This window comes from Caballeronia udeis (assembly GCF_044909315.1).
Classification (GTDB): domain Bacteria; phylum Pseudomonadota; class Gammaproteobacteria; order Burkholderiales; family Burkholderiaceae; genus Caballeronia; species Caballeronia udeis_A.
In genome coordinates this window covers 173,126-192,634 of record NZ_JBIYEB010000002.1, presented here as the reverse complement: position 1 = coordinate 192,634, position 19,509 = coordinate 173,126, and the positions used below count along the sequence as shown (strand labels likewise).

Sequence of the window (19,509 nt, the reverse complement as noted above, 5' to 3'; positions counted from 1 at the left end):
GAGAACGCGGAATCCGTGCTGAAGCCGGCCGCGAAGGCGGGTGTCGTCGACACGACGCTTTCGCTCACGCTTGCACCGAAGCGCCGAACTGAACTCGACACGATTTTTGCCGCCGGGGGTCTGTTGGCGCGGCAAATCGACGGTTATCGCTCGCGCGCCTCCCAGGTCGATATGGCGCGCGCGGTTGCGGCTGCCATGGAGGCGTCCGGGCGCGCCATGCCCGAACCCGCGATGTTCGACACGCAACGCCGGCCCGTGCGTAAAGCGGGGCCATCGGATGCGCCGGTCGTTCATGAAGAAGGCGCGGACGAACTGGGCGTGGCGACGGCATCGACAGGAATCGATGGTGGCGAGAACACGCTGATCGTGGAAGCGGGCACGGGCACCGGCAAGACCTTCGCCTACCTCGTGCCGGCCATGCTGTGGGGCGGCAAGGTGATCGTCTCGACCGGCACGAAGCACTTGCAGGACCAGCTGTTCCAGCGCGACATTCCCACCGTGCGCGACGCGCTTGCCGTGCCGGTGTCGGTTGCCATGCTCAAAGGGCGCGCGAATTACCTGTGTCACTACTACCTGCAACGCACCGCCGATAACGGCCGTTTGCCCACGCGGCAGGACACGGCACATCTGCAGGAAATCATCCGTTTCGCCAAGATCACGCGTACTGGCGACAAGGCCGAGCTCGCGAGCGTGCCCGAGAACTCGCCGGTCTGGCCAATGGTCACGTCCACGCGCGACAACTGCCTCGGTCAGGAATGCCCGCAGTACAAAGAGTGTTTCGTGATGCAGGCGCGGCGCGAAGCGCAGCAGGCGGATATCGTGGTGGTGAACCACCATTTGTTCTTCGCCGACGTCATGCTGCGCGACACCGGCATGGCCGAATTGCTGCCGACCGCCAACACCATCATTTTCGACGAAGCGCATCAGTTGCCCGAGACTGCGACGCTGTTTTTCGGCGAGACGGTATCGACCACGCAGTTTCTCGAGCTGGCCCGCGACGCGGTAGCAGAAGGCTTGAGCCACGCCCGCGATTTCTCCGACTGGACGAAACTTGGCGCGGCGCTGGAACGTGCGGCGCGCGACGTGCGGCTGGCGTTCAAGGAAGATTCCGTACGTATGTCGCTTGGCCAGCTCGCCGGCGACCATCCGCTATTCGACGCACTCGATACGCTGGAAGAGCATCTGGACGCGCTCACCCGGGCGCTTGGCGAGCACGCTGAACGGGCCGAGTCGCTTGGCGCACTGGTGCGCCGTGCGCGTGAATTGCAGGGCTTGCTGGGTGGCTGGACCGCGCCGCCGACTTCCGTCGAAAAGGCGGTCGCGGAGGAAGCGGAGGCAAAAGCCAAAGGGGATCCGAACGAGATGGTGCGTTGGATCGAAGTGTTCTCGCATACGGTGCAGTTGCACGAGACGCCGCTTTCCGTCGCGCCTATTTTTTCGAAGCAGCGTGCCGGTGTGCCGCGGGCGTGGATTTTCACGTCGGCGACGTTGTCGGTGCGGGGGGATTTCACGCATTACGCCGCGCAAATGGGCCTGAACGCGCGTCGTTCAATGACGCTGCCCAGTCCCTTCGATTACCCGGAGCAGGGCCTGTTGTACGTGCCGCGTAACTTGCCGCAACCGTCGTCGCCGAATTTCACCGATGCTGTGTTCGACGGTGCGTTGCCTGTTATCGAGGCATCGAAGGGCGGTGTGTTTTTCCTGTGCACGACGTTGCGCGCGGTCGACCGGATCGCCATGCGTTTGCGTGACACCATCGAGCAGCGCGGCTGGGACTACCCGCTGCTCGTGCAGGGCGACGCCAGCCGCACCGAATTGCTCGACCGTTTTCGTTCCTATGGCAACGCGATCCTGGTGGGTAGCCAGAGCTTCTGGGAAGGCGTGGATGTGCGTGGCGATGCGCTGTCGCTGGTGGTTATCGACAAGTTGCCGTTTGCGCCGCCCGATGATCCAGTGCTGTCGGCCAGGCTGGATGCATTGACCAAGAAGGGGCTGAGTCCGTTTGCCGTGCATCAGTTGCCGCAGGCGGTGATCACGCTGAAGCAGGGCGCCGGCCGGTTGATTCGCGCGGAAACGGATCGCGGCGTGCTGATGATCTGCGACACCCGTCTCGTCGACAAACCGTACGGCCGGCGTATCTGGCAAAGCCTGCCGCCGTTCAAACGCACGCGCGAACTGGAAGTGGTGCGCGCTTTCTTCTCCGATCCGGAAGCGGCGGTGGCTCAGGAAGACGAATGAGCGTGGCGTTTCAAAGGCTGCTTCAACGGCTGCAATTAACCCGCAGCCCGTACTTCATTCAAGGACAGCATCACCGCCCCTTCTTGTCCCGCCTGATCGTCAATTAATATCTTTTCCGACCTAATTGGGTCGAAAAAATATATTGGACGTCTTATCGGTGCTCTCGCACTATTCGTACATTCCCGGCGCACACAGTGCACGCTACCGCGAGCCGCGGTGACCATCACCGTCAGCGACCGTGCATTGGCTGGCCTGGGCGCGATTCCAACTTTGACAACCACAATCCCCGAGGAAACAGATGCCTGACTATCGATCACGCACATCGACTCATGGCCGCAACATGGCCGGCGCCCGCGCCTTGTGGCGCGCCACCGGAATGAAGGACGGCGATTTCGGCAAGCCCATTATCGCGGTGGTGAACTCGTTCACCCAGTTCGTGCCGGGCCACGTGCATCTGCGCGATCTGGGCGCGCTGGTCGCGAAAGAAATCGAAGCGGCGGGCGGCGTCGCCAAGGAATTCAACACCATCGCAGTGGACGACGGCATTGCCATGGGTCACGGCGGCATGCTGTATTCGCTGCCTTCGCGCGAACTGATCGCCGATTCGGTGGAATACATGGTCAACGCGCATTGCGCCGACGCCATGGTCTGCATTTCCAATTGCGACAAGATCACCCCGGGTATGCTGATGGCCGCCATGCGCCTGAACATCCCCGTTGTGTTCGTTTCCGGCGGTCCGATGGAAGCGGGCAAGGTCAAGTCTCCGACGGACGGCCAGGTGATCGCCAAGATCGACCTGATCGACGCGATGATCAAGGCGGCCGACTCCAGGATCAGCGATGCGGAAGTGGCGGAAGTCGAGCGCAGCGCCTGCCCGACGTGCGGTTCCTGCTCGGGCATGTTCACCGCGAACTCGATGAACTGCCTCACCGAGGCGATCGGTCTCGCGTTGCCGGGCAACGGCACGATCGTCGCCACACATGCGTGGCGCAAGGGCCTGTTCGAACAGGCCGGCCGTCTGGTGGTGGACCTGTGCCGCCGCTATTATCAGGAAGAAGACGCGTCGGTCCTGCCGCGCAGCATTGCCAGCAAGCAGGCCTTCGAGAACGCCATGGCGCTCGACGTGGCCATGGGCGGTTCGACCAATACCGTGTTGCATCTGCTGGCGGCGGCACAGGAAGCCGGCGTCGATTTCACGATGTCCGACATTGATCGCATTTCGCGCAAAGTGCCGTGCCTGTGCAAAGCGGCGCCGGCCACTGACAAATACCATATCGAAGATGTGCATCGTGCTGGTGGCATTCTCGGTATTCTCGGCGAACTCGCCCGCGCGGATCTGCTCGACCTGTCGTGCGGCAACGTGCATAGTGGTACGCTTGGCAACGCTATCGCCAAGTGGGACGTCGCCGGCGGCGCGGGCGAAGAAGCGCAGAAGTTCTTCCGTGCGGCCCCGGGCGGCATTCCGACCATCGTTGCGTTCAGCCAGGAAGCCACGTTCGCGTCACTCGATACCGACCGCAAGACCGGCTGTATCCGCAGCAAGCAGAACGCGTATTCGAAGGACGGCGGCCTCGCTGTACTCTACGGCAACCTCGCGGAGAAGGGTTGTATCGTCAAGACCGCTGGCGTTGACGAATCGCAATGGATTTTCTCCGGGCGCGCGCGAGTGTTCGAGAGCCAGGACGACGCTGTCGAAGCCATTCTGGGTGACAAGGTGGTCGCGGGCGACGTGGTCGTGATCCGCTACGAAGGTCCCAAGGGTGGCCCGGGCATGCAGGAAATGCTTTACCCCACGTCGTATCTGAAATCCAAGGGCTTGGGCAAGTCCTGTGCGCTGTTTACCGACGGCCGTTTCTCGGGCGGTTCGTCTGGGCTCGTGATCGGGCATGCGTCGCCGGAAGCAGCCGAAGGCGGCATCATCGGTCTGGTGGAAGACGGCGATGTGATCGAGATCGACATTCCTGCGCGCAAGATGCACCTGGTGGTGTCGGACCAGGAATTGGCACGCCGTCGCGAAACCATGAAGACACGTGGCGACAAGGCCTGGATGCCGGTGAATCGTGAACGCGTGGTGTCGCAAGCGTTGCAGGCCTATGCTGCGCTCGCGACCTCGGCCGACCGTGGCGCGGTGCGGGATCTCTCGCAACTCAAGCGCAAGTGAGGTGGAACGGCTCTATCGCGGTAAGGCGATCTGGGCCGAAGAGATCGAGATGCCGAGTACTGCGTATCATTTGCCGCGCTGATTGGTGATCGGACATTCATGGACGGTCGGGTGCCTGGCGGGAGATCTTTGAGTTGCCAGAAACGCAAAAAGCCGCGCTCGTAAGAGCGCGGCTTTTTTAAATGAACCTCAACTGAACCGCATTACGGCGAAGCCGGGTTTCTTGTTGCGGCAGTCAGCGTGAAAAACTGCTTACCAGATCTGCCACCACGATTTGTTTTCCTTACCCGGGCGCGACTTGCCGGTGACATACGGGCTGTCGGGGAACGTCGCGGCCAGCACGCGCTTCGTGTCGCCTTCCAGTTGCGGCTGATCGAGCTTGGCGTACGACAGCATCATGATGTGCAACGCATCTTCGGTTGCAGGCGCATTCCGGTATTCGCGAATGGCGAGCTGAGCACGGTTGATGGCCGCCACATACGCGCCACGCCGATAGTAATAATCCGCGGCGTGGACTTCGTGTGAAGCCAGCGCGTTCACAATGTAGCGCATGCGTTGCGCAGCATCCGGCGCATACTTGCTTTGCGGATATTTGTCGACCACGACCTTGAACGCGTCGTACGATTCGCGCAGCGACTTCGGATCGCGCTCGCTCATGTCCTGGCCGGAGAAACGGCCGAACAGACCCAGGTCGTCGTTGAAGTGGATCATGCCTTTCAGGTAATACGCGTAGGCAATGTCCGGATGATCCGGATGCAGCTTGATGAAGCGGTCGATAGCCGAGTCTGCCGAAGCGGTTTCACCGTCCTTCCAGTTGCAGTACGCGACATTGATCTGCGCTTGTTGCGCAAAATGACCGAACGGGTCGCGACCTTCAAGGTTCTCGAAATACTTCGCACATTTGCCGAAGTCACCGCCGGTCAGCGCATCTTGCGCCTCCGAGTATAATTTGCCGTTATTCCACGTTGCTGTTTCGTCAGTTTTCTCGGGCAAACCATGACAGCCCGCTACGATAACGGCGCTCGCAGCCAGCGCCATGACCTTGACAGACGAGTTCGACGATAGCCGGACCAGTTGACGGACAGGGTTCAAAACGGTTCTCAAAGCTTGATTCACGGCTCGCATCAGTGCTTGCATTTTCTAGCTCATGCCTTTCTGGCTAATTCCCAGCTTTCAGTCTAAATGACCCGCTCAAGTACAAGTCGTACCAAAGATCGCAGCAAAGATTATAGCCCAAGCGCATCGGCCGACGACGCACGTCCGGACGATTTGACCGAACCGGCCGCTGCGCCGGACGCGGCAGGGGAGATTCACGGCAAACCCGTGCCCACCAACCTGCACGAGCGCCGCGCCGACGCCGAAACGCCACGCACGATCCTCGTGCCCGATGAGTACGCCGGCGAGCGCCTCGACAAGGTCATGGCGCGGTTATTCCCGGAGTTTTCGCGCAGCCGCCTGCAGACCTGGATCGATGCGCAACGCGTGGTGGTGGACGGTGTGCCCGCCAAGATCCGCCAGCCGGTGCCTCTCGGCGCCACCATCACGCTGATTCCTGATTTGCTGCCCGAACAGCTCGCGTTCACACCGGAGCCGGTGCCGCTGGACATCGTCTATGAAGATGATGCGCTCGTGGTCATCAACAAGCCTGCGGGCATGGTCGTGCATCCGGCTGCGGGCAACTGGAGCGGCACGCTGCTCAACGGCCTGCTGTACCGATACGGCGATGCCGCTGCCGGCTTGCCGCGCGCGGGCATTGTGCATCGGCTGGACAAGGAGACGTCGGGGCTGATGGTGGTCGCACGCACGCTCGAAGCGCAGACGGTCCTGACCCGTCAGTTGCAGGCGCGCACGGTAAAGCGCCGCTATGTTGCGCTGGTATGGGGGACGATGCCGGACGAAGGGACCATTGACGCGCCGATCGGCCGCGATCCGCGCGATCGCACGCGCATGGCGGTGGTGGAGAGCGCATCGGGGAAATATGCTCGCACGCATTACCGCACCATCGACCGCGCGATGTGGAACAACCAGCCCGTGTCCGCGGTTCACTGCGATCTCGACACCGGCCGCACGCACCAGATCCGCGTGCATTGCGCGCATATCCGCCATCCGTTGCTGGGCGATCCGATCTACGGCCACGCACGCGGCAAGCGTTCGGTGCAGCCGCTGCCGGATGGTTTCAACCGGCAGGCGCTGCACGCGTGGCGGCTCGGGCTGATTCATCCCACCACGGGCCGTGAGATCAGCTGGCGCGCGGACGTTCCGGAAGATATTGAAGCGCTCGCAGCGGAACTGGGCCTGGGCCGCGATGAAGCGACGGATCTCGATCCGGAAGACGCGGATTTCATCGATGAAGACCAAGGTGGCGCTGAGGTGCGTGGCGGCTGGGATGAGTCGCAGCCGATCGAATACGACGATGACGATGAGGAATGACGCCGATGGTGACGCCCTCCGAGGCTGACTTTGCCGCCAGATTTGCCGCCTGCCCGCCGCTTCGCCGTGACGACTGCCTTTGGCCTGGCTGGTCGAGTGGTTCCGGTGCTGTTTCTCCGCGAGTGAAGGCGCTCGCGACCACCCGCAATGGTGGCGTCAGTGCCGCGCCGTATGGCGGTGCGAACGGCCGCGGCGGGCTCAATCTGGGTTTGCACACAGGCGATGCGCCCGACGCCGTAGTGGAAAACCGTCGACGCGTGGTGGAGCTTACTGGCGCTCCGGTTGCGTGGCTCGAGCAGGTGCATGGCGCGCGGATCGAGGATGCGGGTGAGGTGATCGACCGCTGCGCGGGTTCTGCCGGTTCAGCGGTCAAAGCCGACGCAGCGGTGACGGATCGCGCAGGCGTTGTGTGCGTGGTGATGATCGCGGATTGCCTGCCGGTACTTTTCTGCGATACCGCCGGCTGCGCAGTAGGTGCCGCGCACGCAGGCTGGCGTGGCCTCGCGGCTGGAATCGTGGAAAAGACGGCCGCGCGCGTGGCCGATCTGGCCGGCGCCAGGAGCAACACGCTGCATGCATGGCTCGGTCCGGCTATCGGCCCGGCGGCGTTCGAAGTTGGCGAGGACGTACTTGATGCGTTTGTCGCTGCGGCCGACCCCGCGTTGCGCGACGCGACCGTTGCCGCTTTCGCCAAACGTGAAGAGAAACACAAATATCTCGCCGATCTCTACGCGCTCGCCCGTTTGCGCCTCCAGGGGGCCGGCGTGGCATCGGAGAATATCCACGGCGGCACGTTTTGTACGGTGACTGAAGCGGACCGGTTCTATTCGTATCGGCGGGACCGCACTACCGGGCGCACGGCCGCGATGATCTGGCTGGGAGAATAGGCCCGCGAGACCCGCGCTGACCCTGCTGAAGTTCGCTGCTGCCCCGATCTTCGCCGATACCGTAGCGCACGCTCGCTCGCGCCAAGAAAACATGACTGCCGCGCGACGGTCGAGTTTTATGTTGCGCAACAATTCTTGACATTCATCATCGCGTCACATCGGGAAAACGATGATGAAAAAAATATCGCACTGCGTCAAAATCAAGGCGACGCATTGACACGCCTTGCACCGTGGAGCAAGAATGTTTCACAAAAGCGCACGGCGTAGCAAGGTCACATCACTGCGGTCGGGCGTTTAACAGCCCGGCGCGACGATCACGACGACGCGGCTCCACGTCACGCCTGCATCAGCAACTCAGTCTCTCGGGACGCTTAGGTCAAACGCGGATATGGCTGCTTCCAGATCTTCATCATCATCGTCACCGGGTTCAACAAGTCCGTCCGCTGCGCAGGCTGCGCAAGCTGCGCCTGCCGCGTCCGGCACGCCTGGTATACCCTTCGGCATATCCTCCACAGACCCCGCGGCGGTTCAAAAGATGTTCGAGCAATGGCTCAACACCTGGCGTGCGGTAGCCGATCCTGCTCAGTGGCAAAAGCTTGCCGCCCAGGCGAATCCGGGACAGACGGAATCGCCCGGATCAGCATCGGCCAATCCGTTTGCCGCGCTTGCGGGTTTCCCCGGTTTTTCCGGGTTCCCGGGCAGTCATGCCGGCAGCGGGATGGGCGGTACAGGTAGCGGCTCATTGCCGTTCGCCATGCCCGCCATGCCGAAGATTCCAACCGCGGCAATCGCGCCGGAGCGCCTGCAGGAACTGCAGTCCAGTTTCTCGCGCGAGGCCATGGAACTCCTCAAGCAGGCGAGTGAGCAAAGCATTGACCTGGCGACGCTGAAAGACCGTCGCTTCAGCGGTGCTGCGTGGCAGTCCGCGCCAGGTTTTGCGTTCGCCGCTGCGTGGTATGTGCTGAACGCGCGTTATTTGCAGGAGCTCGCTGAAGCGGTCGAAGGCGATCACAAGACCCGCGAGCGGATCAGGTTCGCGGTGCAGCAGTGGGCGGCCGCGGCATCGCCGAGCAATTACATCGCGTTGAATCCGGATGCGCAGAAGGCGCTGATCGAAAGCCGCGGCGAGAGCTTGCAAAAGGGCATGATGAATCTGCTCGCTGACATGCAGCGCGGCAAGATCCAGCAAAGCGATGAATCGGGCTTCGTGGTCGGCAAGAACATTGCGACCACGCAAGGCTCGGTCGTGTTCGAGAACGACCTGCTGCAACTGATCCAGTACACGCCGCGCACCGCGACCGTGAGAGAGCGGCCGCTGTTGATCGTGCCGCCGTGCATCAACAAGTTCTATATCCTCGACCTGCAACCGGAAGGCTCGCTGGTCGCGCATGCGCTCGACGCCGGCCATCAGGTTTTCATGATCTCGTGGCGTAATGCGGATGCATCGATCGCGCACAAGACCTGGGACGATTACATCGATGAAGGGGTGCTCACGTCTATCGATGTAGTCAAGCAGATCGGTGGCCGCGAGCAGATCAACACGCTCGGTTTTTGCATCGGCGGTACGCTGCTTGCGACCGCGCTTTCCGTGCTGGCCGCGCGTGGCGAACATCCGGCGGCTTCCATGACGCTGCTGACCGCCATGCTCGACTTCTCGGACACGGGCGTGCTCGATGTATTTATCGATGAGCAGCATGTGCAGATGCGCGAGCAGACCATCGGCGGCAAGGACGGCAAAGCGCCTGCGCTGATGCGCGGCGTGGAGTTCGCCAATACGTTCTCGTATCTGCGCCCGAACGACCTGGTGTGGAACTACGTGGTGGACAACTACCTGAAGGGCCGCACCCCGCAGGCGTTCGACCTGCTTTACTGGAACAGCGATTCCACCAATCTGCCGGGACCGATGTTCGTCTGGTATCTGCGTAACACGTATCTGGAAAATCGCCTGCGTAATCCGGGCGACCTGACGACGTGCGGCGAGAAGGTGGATTTATCGCTGATCGACGTGCCGACGTTCTTGTATGGATCGCGCGAGGATCACATCGTGCCGTGGACGGCGGCGTATGCATCCGCGCCTTTGCTGACCGGGCCGCAGACGTTCGTGCTCGGGGCCTCGGGACATATTGCGGGCGTGATCAATCCGCCGTCGAAGAACAAGCGCAATTTCTGGCTGCTCGATAACGCCGATAAAGCCCTGCCCGAAGATCCAGATACATGGCTTGAAGGCGCGACCGAGCATCCGGGAAGCTGGTGGCCCACATGGACACAATGGCTCGATGGTTACGGCGGCAAGAAAGTAAAGCCGAAGGCGAACCTGGGGTCGGATGATTACCCCGTGATCGAGCCGGCGCCGGGACGTTATGTCCTGCAGCGGGACCAGTGAAATTTTTGCGTGACCTGCACAGGTTGAACGGCGGTTTGAGTGCAAGTTTGACGAGTAACAGTGCCGGTCATGCGGATTGACCCGATTGCATTTCGGGCGCGACGGGTCAACAGTATTCGACGTATTGCTTACTTATCGTTTTATTGCAGTTGCAGAAACCCGAAGAAAGCTGAAGCAACGTAACGCCAGCGCTGTTGAGAGCGTCGGCTGCACCGGTTCAATACGGCGCAGGCGGACAAGGGGCGAGCGCGAACACGCATCCAGCCGGTCAGGTAATCAGCCGGTTGAACCCGGGCTACCACTTTCGATTCTCAAAGGAAACTGAAATGACAGACGTAGTGATCGTATCGGCCGCACGGACGGCCGTCGGCAAATTCGGCGGGTCGCTGGCGAAGATCGCCGCGCCCGATCTGGGCGCCATCGTGATTCGCGCGTTACTCGAGCGTGCGAACCTCAAGCCCGAGCAGATCAGCGAAGTGATCCTCGGCCAGGTTCTCACGGCGGGCTCCGGCCAGAATCCGGCACGTCAGTCGCTGATCAAGGCTGGGTTGCCCAGCTCGGTGCCGGGCATGACCATCAACAAGGTGTGCGGATCGGGCCTGAAGGCCGTGATGTTGGCGGCCAACGCAATTATTGCGGGCGACGCCGACATTGTGATCGCGGGCGGCCAGGAAAACATGAGCGCGGCGCCGCATGTGCTGCCGGGCTCGCGCGACGGTTTCCGAATGGGCGACGCGAAGCTGATCGACTCGATGATCGTTGATGGCCTGTGGGACGCGTTCAATTCTATCCACATGGGCATCACGGCGGAAAACGTCGCGAAGGAATACGGCATTACGCGCGCGGCGCAGGACGAGTTCGCCGCGCTGTCGCAAAACAAGGCGGAAGCGGCGCAGAAGTCGGGCCGTTTCAACGACGAGATCGTGCCCGTTGAAATTCCCCAGCGCAAAGGCGAGCCGCTGCGTTTTGCCACCGACGAATTCGTGCGTCATGGCGTAACAGCCGAGTCGCTGTCCGGCCTGAAGCCGGCGTTTTCGAAGGAAGGCACCGTGACCGCGGCAAACGCTTCCGGTCTCAATGACGGTGCGGCGGGCGTGATCGTGATGTCGGCGAAAAAAGCCGACGCGCTTGGCCTCACGCCGATCGCTCGCATCAAGGCGTACGCGAACGCGGGCGTCGATCCGAAGGTGATGGGCATGGGGCCGGTGCCGGCATCGAAGCGCTGCCTGGAACGCGCGGGCTGGTCCGCGTCGGATCTCGATCTGATGGAAATCAACGAAGCATTTGCAGCCCAGGCGCTGGCCGTGCATCAGCAGATGGGCTGGGACACGTCGAAGGTCAACGTGAACGGCGGGGCGATCGCGATCGGTCATCCGATCGGTGCGTCCGGCTGCCGGATTCTCGTCACGCTGCTGCATGAAATGCAGAAACGCGATGCGAAGAAAGGACTGGCGTCGCTGTGTATCGGCGGCGGTATGGGCGTGGCGCTCGCGGTAGAGCGGCCGTAGGGAGACAGTGTGCGAGAGCACCGCGCGCCGCGGTACCGGGTGGCAGGCATGCCCGGCTGCAGGCGCGCATAACGATAAACGGAGCGAGTAATGACGAAACGAGTAGCGTATGTGACGGGCGGCATGGGCGGCATTGGTACCAGTATCTGCCAGCGGCTGCATAAGGACGGCTACACGGTCGTCGCGGGCTGTGGACCGAATTCGCCGCGCCGGGTCAAGTGGCTCGAGGAGCAAAAGGCGCTGGGTTATGACTTCATCGCGTCCGAAGGCAATGTGGGCGACTGGGAGTCGACCAAGAATGCCTTCGACAAGGTCAAGGCTGAAGTCGGTGAAGTCGACATCCTGGTGAACAACGCGGGTATCACGCGCGACGTTGTGTTCCGGAAGATGACGCATGAAGACTGGACCGCGGTTATCGATACCAACCTGACGAGTCTCTTCAACGTGACGAAGCAGGTGATCGACGGGATGGTCGAGCGTGGGTTTGGACGCGTCATCAACATTTCCTCTGTGAATGGTCAGAAAGGGCAGTTCGGCCAGACCAACTATTCCACCGCGAAGGCCGGCATTCACGGCTTCACGATGGCGCTGGCGCAGGAAGTGGCGACCAAGGGCGTGACGGTCAATACCATCTCGCCGGGGTACATCGGGACGGACATGGTGAAGTCTATTCGCCCGGACGTGCTCGAGAAGATCGTCGCGACCATTCCAGTTCGCCGGCTTGGACGGCCGGAGGAGATCGGCTCGATCGTGGCGTGGCTGGCATCGGAGGAATCGGGCTTTTCGACGGGTGCCGATTTCTCGCTGAATGGCGGCCTGCACATGGGGTGAGGGGGCTTCAAGCGGCGCGCCATAAGGCTGTGCGCGCCGCGCGTCCCGCGTCGGGTCGGGACGTTGGGGTTGGATGCCGGGCCACCGGCATCCACTACGAACCGGCGGCTTGCGTCGCTTTCAATCACGCGGAGTCCGTCGGCACAGTTTGAGTTTTGCGTTTAAAGGCGTTACATGACCACTACAAAGAAATCCGCCGAACGACTCATAAAAAAATATCCGAATCGCCGGCTCTACGACACCGAAACCAGCACCTATATCACGCTTTCCGACGTCAAACAGCTCGTGCTTGACCAGGAAGAGTTCAAGGTGATGGATGCCAAGTCCGCCGAGGACCTGACGCGCAGCATCCTGCTGCAGATCATTCTGGAAGAAGAAAGCGGCGGCTTGCCGATGTTTTCATCGACCATGCTCTCGCAGATCATCCGCTTCTACGGCAACGCAATGCAGGGCATGATGGGCACGTACCTGGAGAAGAATATCCAGGCGTTCATCGATATCCAGCACAAGCTCACCGACCAGTCGAAGGGGCTGATCGACGGTAATGCGGTGCCGCTCAATCCTGAAGTCTGGTCGCAGTTCATGAACATGCAGGCGCCCATGATGCAGGGGATGATGACGAGCTATATCGAGCAATCGAAGAACATGTTCGTGCAGATGCAGGAGCAGATGCAGACCCAGGCGAAGTCGATGTTCAACACGTTCCCGTTCCCGACGCCGGTCACGGGCGCAACGCCGGCTACTACGGCTACTACGGCCACGACTCCGCCGGGCGGCACGCCGGAGAAGAAGTAAGCGGAGCTGGCGAGGCGTTTGGCTTGAGGCGGACTTGCGACGGCCCGGAAAGCCGCGCGGGTCGCGGGTTGGGCCGCGGCATTCGAGCGCGCCCGCTCACGGTACAATATCGGTATGCAGCGCAGCGACCAAGGCGAATATCTCGTCCTCTGGCGGACGCCTCGCCGGTTCTCGCCTTTGCAAGCGTCTTTTGTCCTGTTTCAAGCGACGATGCTAACGGCAGCATGCGTGCCGCTGCGCTCGTTAGCTTCTTGCCTGTCCGGTGTCCAAACGCCGCCCGGCACTCACATTGCCAGGCCACAACATGTCCCACATGACCACGCCCGCCGTTCGTAAAGTCGGCTTTGTTTAACTCGGGCGATCGTAAGAGTCGCAAAAGCAGCTTAGGCGCTGTTCTCCCATGAGCCGGCTGTTTCTTGCGCCCATGGAAGGGCTTGCGGACTACGTGCTGCGTGACGTGCTGACCAGCACACGCGGATTCGACGGGTGCGTGTCCGAATTCGTCAGGGTGACGGGCTCGGTCCTTCCCCAAAGTGCCTACGAGAGAGATACGCCCGAAGTCCTTCGCGGAGGCTGTACAGCCTCCGGCACTCCAATGGTGATCCAATTGCTCGGCAGCGATCCTGAATGGATGGCGCTGAATGCGGCCACGGCGGCCAGCCTGTCGCCGCATGGACTCGATCTGAACTTCGGCTGTCCCGCCAAAATCGTCAACCGGCACGGTGGCGGCGCAATGCTTCTGGCGCACCCGGAACAGCTGAACCGGATCATCTCGTCCGTTCGTGCAGTGGTGCCTGCCGGCATCGCCGTGACAGCAAAAATGCGGCTTGGCGTGTCTGATACTTCGCTCGCAATCGACTGTGCCACGGCGCTGGCCGAAGGCGGCGCCGCGTCCCTCGTCGTGCATGCCAGAACGCGTGACCATGGCTACCGGCCGCCGGCCCACTGGGAATGGATTGCGCGCATCGACGCCGCCGTGGACGTGCCGGTCGTCGCCAACGGAGAAGTCTGGACCGTGGCCGACTGGGAGCGGTGCCGGACGGTCAGCGGCTGTGCGGACGTGATGATCGGGCGCGGCGCCGTCTCGGATCCGTTCCTGGCTTTGCGCATCCGCGGATTGATGGACCGGACGCCCTCCGGCGAGGAATGGCCGGCCGTGCTCGCTCAACTCGCCGATTACCTGAGAAAACTGCAAGTCCGTGTCGCAGTCCGTCATGAGCACGGACGCGTCAAAATGTGGCTCAGCTATCTCAAGCGGACCTGGCCACAGGCTGCCGAACTGCACACAGCCATCCGGCGCCTGCATGATTCGCGCGAAATTCTCGACGTGATTGAGCGCGCTCCGGCATTCAACGACTTGATAACGGCACATTAGCGTGAGGTCCACGGTCTGCTCGATCCGGCACCCCCTTGCCGCTTGGCCGGCTGCGCCGTCGCGGGCGCGGTACAATAAACGGTTGCGTGCGCGGGACGCTGTCTGGGCTGTGGTCCTCATGGACATCGGTCCCCTTGGCCTTGCCGCATCGTCCCCATTTGTCGCCATCATCACCGCTATACGCCGGACTCACCTATGTCGCAGACCATTTCCCCCGCCGTGCTGACCGCTTCGGCCCCTAAAGTCGGGTTCGTTTCACTCGGGTGCCCAAAAGCCTTGGTGGACTCCGAGCAGATCATCACCCAACTGCGCGCGGAAGGTTACGAGATCTCCGGTTCCTACGACGGTGCCGATCTCGTCGTGGTCAATACCTGCGGTTTTATCGATGAAGCCGTGCAGGAAAGCCTCGACGCCATCGGCGAGGCGTTGCACGAGAACGGCAAGGTGATCGTGACCGGTTGTCTCGGCGCGAAGAAAAGCGCGAGCGGGACTGGGCTGATCGAGGAAGTGCATCCGAAGGTCCTCGCTGTGACCGGGCCGCACGCGACCGCCGAAGTCATGAGCCACGTGCATCTGCATTTGCCCAAACCGCACGACCCGTTCATCGATCTCGTGCCGCCTGCCGGCATCAAGCTGACGCCGCGACATTACGCGTATCTGAAGATATCGGAAGGGTGTAATCACCGGTGCACGTTCTGCATCATCCCATCCATGCGCGGCGACCTGGTGTCGCGCCCGGTGGCGGACGTGATGCTCGAAGCCGAGAATCTGTTCAAATCCGGCGTCAAGGAGTTGCTCGTGATTTCTCAGGATACGAGCGCGTATGGCGTCGATGTGAAATATCGCACCGGTTTCTGGAACGGCAAGCCGGTGAAGACGCGTATGACGGATCTGGTCGCCGCATTGGGCGAACTCGCCGTGCAATACGGCGCGTGGGTCCGCCTGCACTACGTGTACCCGTATCCGAGCGTGGATGAAGTCATCCCGATGATGGCCGAAGGTCCGTTGAAGGGTCACGTACTGCCGTATCTGGATGTGCCGTTCCAGCACGCGCACCCTGAAGTGCTCAAGCGCATGAAGCGCCCGGCGAACGCCGAGAAAGTGCTCGAACGCGTGCAGAAGTGGCGTGCCATGTGCCCGGACCTGACTATCCGGAGCACGTTCATCGCAGGATTCCCGGGTGAAACGGAAGAGCAATTCCAGACGCTGCTCGACTTTATTCGTATCGCGGATCTGGATCGGGTCGGATGTTTCGCTTATTCGCCGGTTGAAGGTGCGACGGCGAATGAGCTCGACGGCGCGCTGCCGGATGAAGTGCGCGAGGACCGTCGTGCGCGTTTCATGGAACTGGCCGAAGAGCTGTCGGCGGAGCGCATGAAACGCAAGGTCGGCAAGACGCTGAAAGTGCTTGTCGATGAACTGAGCAACGAAGGCGGCGTCGGCCGGACCGCTGCGGACGCGCCGGAGATTGACGGCGTGGTGTATATCGAGCCGGCGAAGAAGGCGTCGAAGCGTTATAAGGCGGGCGATTTCGTGTCGGTGAAGATCACCGGCGCCGATGGCCATGACCTGTGGGGCGAAGTCTGAGGTCTGGTTTTGACCTCACGCTCGGCGCAGCGGGTTTATTAGAGCGCAAAATTACTGAGACGAAGGAGCTTTCATGGCGCAACGTGAAGTGATGGTGGTCAGCGGCGTGCGGACCGCAATTGGCGATTTCGGCGGTGCGCTGAAGGACTTCAGCCCGACGGATCTTGGTGCGCGCGTGGTGCGCGAAGCCTTGTCGCGAGCGAACGTGTCGGGCGAGGACGTCGGCCATGTTGTCTTCGGTAACGTGATCCAGACCGAACCCAAGGACATGTATCTGGCGCGCGTCGCCGCATTGAATGGCGGCGTAGCGCAGCACGCACCCGCGCTGACCGTCAACCGCTTGTGCGGGTCGGGCCTGCAGGCCATTGTTTCGGCTGCGCAGTCCATTCTGCTTGGGGACACCGATGTCGCCATCGGCGGGGGCGCGGAAAGCATGAGCCGGGCGCCGTATCTCGCGCCGGCGGCTCGCTTCGGCCAGCGCATGGGTGACGCGCGTCTCGTCGACATGATGCTCGGCGCGCTGCACGATCCCTTCGATATGATCCACATGGGCGTCACGGCGGAAAACGTCGCAGCCAAATACGGCATTTCGCGCGAGACGCAGGACGAACTTGCGCTCGAATCGCATCGGCGCGCGGCGCGCGCTATCGAAGCGGGTTATTTCAAGGAACAGATTCTTGCCGTCACGCAAGCATCGAAGAAGGGCGACATCGTCTTCGATACCGACGAGCACGTTCGCCTGAACGCCACGCTCCAGGATTTTGCGAAGCTCAAGCCGGTGTTTGCCAAGGAAAACGGGACGGTGACCGCAGGCAATGCGTCGGGTATCAACGACGCGGCCGCGGCCGTTGTGCTGATGGAGCGCGGTGCAGCTGAATCGCGTGGCCTGAAGCCGCTCGCGCGGCTGGTTTCGTATGCGCACGCGGGCGTCGATCCGAAGTACATGGGCATTGGTCCGATTCCGGCCACGCGCAAGGCGTTGGAGCGCGCGGGCCTGAGCGTTGGCGACCTCGATGTGATCGAAGCCAACGAAGCGTTCGCGGCGCAGGCTTGCGCGGTATCGAAGGAACTGGCGCTGGACCCCGCGAAAGTCAATCCGAACGGTTCGGGCATCTCGCTTGGCCATCCGATTGGCGCAACCGGCGCGTTGATCACTGTGAAGGCGTTGTACGAACTGCAGCGCGTGGGCGGACGGTACGCGCTGGTGACAATGTGCATTGGCGGCGGTCAGGGCATTGCGGCCATTTTTGAACGCGTATGAGCCGCGCGAGCACAGGAATTTATTTGATGACGCAAATGAAAGTGGCGGCGGTGGCAGCAGCGCTGTTGCTCGCCGGCTGTAATTCAGCCATGCCGCCGGACGGCTCCCGAGCCGTGTCGGCGGCGCGCGCGGCGGCCACGCCGGGCGATCTGGGCCTGCAGTCGCCGGGTACGGCGGAAGCCATCGAAACACTCGCGCTTCCTTCGCCCAAACCGCTGACGCCCAATCCGGCTTACGCGCATTTCCCGACCTATGTCGGCACGCTCGGCGACAAGCAGATCGAGATGAAGCTCGGCGCAAAAACGGACGAGCGCACGGGTGTGCACGGCGAATACCGGTTCGCGGGAGCGTCGACGGTGATCCTGGTCGCGGGGGACCGTGACGGCGATACGCTCGAGATCGAAGAGTCGAATGACGGCACGCATATCACCGGGAACTGGGTCGGCAAGTTTGCAGCCGACGGCAGCGTGTCGGGCGAACGCATGAATGCCGACGATTCCAATCCGCTGCCCTTCGATCTCAAGCCGGTCGGGTCCGGATCGGCTGCGGTTTCTGCCCCGGTATCCGGCGCGGGTGCGGTCGTACCGAAGGCGCCACAATCGGCCGCGCCGTCGCTGGAACCCGCACCTCCGCCCGCTCCACCGGCCGCTGGTCACGCGCTCGGCGGGACCAGCAATGTGATCATCGGCGAGTAACCCTCAAACCCTCGCGAACTCGCCGTTTGATGTAACACGGCGTCATCGGCTTCACGCGATGGCGCTTTTTTCTTAAGCCTCGAACCAGCAGGACACTCATGACCGATTCCAGCAACTCGTCCAGCGCGCGCAGCTTGCAGACCCGCATCGTTCATCCCGAGGATCAGCTCACCCCCGGTTTTGATTCGTTCTCGATGCCGGTTACACGGGCGTCGACCGTGGTATTTCCGAATCTCGCCACCATGCGCGCGCTCGTCTGGAGCGACGACAGTCAATGGCGCTATGGCTTGCACGCCACGCCCACGTCGCTTGCGCTGGCGCAGCGGCTGGCGGTGATCGAGGGCGGCAAGCACGCGTTGCTGCAGCCTTCGGGGTTATCGGCCATATCGAACGTGTATTTCGGTTTGGTGAAGACGGGCGATCACGTGATGATTCCCGACAACGCGTACTCGCCGAATCGCGAACATGCCGACTGGCTCGTGGCGGATTTCGGTCTGGAAGTGACGTATTACGATCCGCTGATCGGCGCGGGCATCGATGCGCTGATCCGGCCGAACACCAAGCTGATCTGGCTCGAAGCGCCGGGTTCGGTCACCATGGAAGTGCAGGACGTGCCCGCGATCACGAAGGTCGCGCGGGCGCGCAAGATACTCACGGCTATCGACAATACGTATTCGGCCGGTCTCGCATTCAAGCCGTTCGATCATGGCGTCGATATCTCGGTGCAGGCGCTGACGAAGTACCAGTCGGGCGCGAGCGACATCCTGATGGGCGCGACGATCACCACCGGCAAAGCGGTCCACATGCGATTGAAGAGCGCACGGATGCGCATGGGGATCGGCGTGTCTTCGGACGACTGCTCGCTCGTGCTGCGCAGTTTGCCGAGCATGCAAATCCGCTTCGAGGCTCACGACCGGACAGCGCTTGCCTTGGCTCACTGGCTCAAGACGCGGCCGGAAATTGCGGCGGTACTGCATCCGGCGTTGGCGGATTGCCCGGGCCACGAATTCTTCAAACGCGATTTCACGGGGGCGGGCGGGCTGTTTTCAGTGGTCTTCGACAAACGCTACAGCCCGGCGCAAATCGATACCTTTGTCGAAGCGCTGGACAACTTCGCGATTGGCTGGAGCTGGGGCGGCGCGAACAGTCTCGCGATGCCTTATGACATCAAGTCGATGCGCACCGCCGGGGTATGGCCGCACGAGGGTGTGCTGGTGCGGTTTTATATCGGTCTGGAAGATGAGGCCGATTTGCGGGCGGATCTTGAGCGGGCGCTAGCGGGATTGGAAGCCTGAAGACGCCGATCGAGACAAGGGCCGGGTCTTCGGCTCAGCCCTTGTCTCGCGATACGCACATGC

At 62.0% G+C, this 19,509-nt stretch carries 14 protein-coding genes; 13 read left to right on the top strand and 1 reads right to left on the bottom strand.

Annotated features, from left to right (window positions below; all coding sequences use genetic code 11):
* Positions 1-18: 18 nt before the first annotated feature.
* Together ABH944_RS03635 and ilvD are read left to right on the top strand one after the other, a co-directional pair.
* Positions 19-2,238, top strand: coding sequence for a DNA repair helicase YoaA (locus tag ABH944_RS03635; protein ID WP_472975126.1), 2,220 nt, complete (start codon positions 19-21; stop codon positions 2,236-2,238).
* Positions 2,239-2,536: 298 nt separating this feature from the next.
* Positions 2,537-4,399, top strand: a complete 1,863-nt coding sequence (gene ilvD / locus ABH944_RS03630) for a dihydroxy-acid dehydratase (RefSeq protein WP_404604539.1) — start codon at positions 2,537-2,539, stop codon at positions 4,397-4,399.
* Positions 4,400-4,651: 252 nt separating this feature from the next.
* Here the strand turns inward: ilvD and ABH944_RS03625 are convergent, their stop codons facing one another.
* Entirely contained in the window at positions 4,652-5,437 is a 786-nt protein-coding gene (locus tag ABH944_RS03625) for an outer membrane protein assembly factor BamD (RefSeq protein WP_231937022.1), read from the bottom strand.
* Positions 5,438-5,581: 144 nt separating this feature from the next.
* On the opposite strand from ABH944_RS03625, the gene ABH944_RS03620 reads away from it, so the two are divergent.
* The 11 genes from ABH944_RS03620 to ABH944_RS03570 all read left to right on the top strand — a co-directional run bounded on the left by ABH944_RS03620 (position 5,582) and on the right by ABH944_RS03570 (position 19,446).
* Complete coding sequence (locus ABH944_RS03620; protein ID WP_404604540.1) at positions 5,582-6,829, top strand: RluA family pseudouridine synthase; 1,248 nt, start codon at positions 5,582-5,584, stop codon at positions 6,827-6,829.
* Positions 6,830-6,834: 5 nt separating this feature from the next.
* Positions 6,835-7,716 carry a peptidoglycan editing factor PgeF gene (gene pgeF, locus ABH944_RS03615; protein ID WP_404604541.1) on the top strand — a complete coding sequence of 294 codons (882 nt, stop codon included), beginning with the start codon at positions 6,835-6,837 and terminating at the stop codon, positions 7,714-7,716.
* Positions 7,717-8,104: 388 nt separating this feature from the next.
* Positions 8,105-10,099, top strand: coding sequence for a class I poly(R)-hydroxyalkanoic acid synthase (gene phaC, locus ABH944_RS03610; RefSeq protein ID WP_404604542.1), 1,995 nt, complete (start codon positions 8,105-8,107; stop codon positions 10,097-10,099).
* 326 nt (positions 10,100-10,425) lie between these two features.
* A complete protein-coding gene (locus ABH944_RS03605) occupies positions 10,426-11,607 on the top strand; it encodes an acetyl-CoA C-acetyltransferase (RefSeq protein ID WP_062083903.1) in 1,182 nt (393 codons plus the stop codon).
* 90 nt (positions 11,608-11,697) lie between these two features.
* Positions 11,698-12,438: a 3-ketoacyl-ACP reductase gene (locus tag ABH944_RS03600; protein WP_047897600.1), complete on the top strand. Its 741-nt coding sequence runs from the start codon at positions 11,698-11,700 to the stop codon at positions 12,436-12,438.
* 174 nt (positions 12,439-12,612) lie between these two features.
* Positions 12,613-13,233: a polyhydroxyalkanoate synthesis repressor PhaR gene (gene phaR / locus ABH944_RS03595; protein ID WP_404604543.1), complete on the top strand. Its 621-nt coding sequence runs from the start codon at positions 12,613-12,615 to the stop codon at positions 13,231-13,233.
* A gap of 400 nt (positions 13,234-13,633) precedes the next feature.
* Positions 13,634-14,608, top strand: a complete 975-nt coding sequence (locus ABH944_RS03590) for a tRNA dihydrouridine synthase (RefSeq protein WP_404604544.1) — start codon at positions 13,634-13,636, stop codon at positions 14,606-14,608.
* Positions 14,609-14,803: 195 nt separating this feature from the next.
* Complete coding sequence (rimO, locus tag ABH944_RS03585; RefSeq protein WP_404604545.1) at positions 14,804-16,195, top strand: 30S ribosomal protein S12 methylthiotransferase RimO; 1,392 nt, start codon at positions 14,804-14,806, stop codon at positions 16,193-16,195.
* A 73-nt stretch (positions 16,196-16,268) separates the two neighbouring features.
* Positions 16,269-17,456 (top strand): beta-ketothiolase BktB, encoded by a 1,188-nt coding sequence (bktB, locus tag ABH944_RS03580; RefSeq protein ID WP_404604546.1) that lies wholly within the window; start codon positions 16,269-16,271, stop codon positions 17,454-17,456.
* 17 nt (positions 17,457-17,473) lie between these two features.
* Entirely contained in the window at positions 17,474-18,151 is a 678-nt protein-coding gene (locus ABH944_RS03575) for a hypothetical protein (RefSeq protein ID WP_404604721.1), read from the top strand.
* A gap of 98 nt (positions 18,152-18,249) precedes the next feature.
* Positions 18,250-19,446 carry a cystathionine beta-lyase gene (locus tag ABH944_RS03570; RefSeq protein ID WP_404604547.1) on the top strand — a complete coding sequence of 399 codons (1,197 nt, stop codon included), beginning with the start codon at positions 18,250-18,252 and terminating at the stop codon, positions 19,444-19,446.
* Positions 19,447-19,509 lie beyond the last annotated feature (63 nt).

Coding starts and splice junctions, on each gene's coding strand:
- rimO (WP_404604545.1), top strand. CDS start 14,804: ATGTCGCAGACCATTTCCCCCGCCGTGCTGACCGCTTCGGCCCCTAAA.
- ABH944_RS03590 (WP_404604544.1), top strand. CDS start 13,634: ATGAGCCGGCTGTTTCTTGCGCCCATGGAAGGGCTTGCGGACTACGTG.
- phaC (WP_404604542.1), top strand. CDS start 8,105: ATGGCTGCTTCCAGATCTTCATCATCATCGTCACCGGGTTCAACAAGT.
- ilvD (WP_404604539.1), top strand. CDS start 2,537: ATGCCTGACTATCGATCACGCACATCGACTCATGGCCGCAACATGGCC.
- ABH944_RS03620 (WP_404604540.1), top strand. CDS start 5,582: ATGACCCGCTCAAGTACAAGTCGTACCAAAGATCGCAGCAAAGATTAT.
- ABH944_RS03600 (WP_047897600.1), top strand. CDS start 11,698: ATGACGAAACGAGTAGCGTATGTGACGGGCGGCATGGGCGGCATTGGT.
- pgeF (WP_404604541.1), top strand. CDS start 6,835: ATGGTGACGCCCTCCGAGGCTGACTTTGCCGCCAGATTTGCCGCCTGC.
- phaR (WP_404604543.1), top strand. CDS start 12,613: ATGACCACTACAAAGAAATCCGCCGAACGACTCATAAAAAAATATCCG.
- bktB (WP_404604546.1), top strand. CDS start 16,269: ATGGCGCAACGTGAAGTGATGGTGGTCAGCGGCGTGCGGACCGCAATT.
- ABH944_RS03625 (WP_231937022.1), bottom strand. CDS start 5,437: ATGGCGCTGGCTGCGAGCGCCGTTATCGTAGCGGGCTGTCATGGTTTG.
- ABH944_RS03605 (WP_062083903.1), top strand. CDS start 10,426: ATGACAGACGTAGTGATCGTATCGGCCGCACGGACGGCCGTCGGCAAA.
- ABH944_RS03570 (WP_404604547.1), top strand. CDS start 18,250: ATGACCGATTCCAGCAACTCGTCCAGCGCGCGCAGCTTGCAGACCCGC.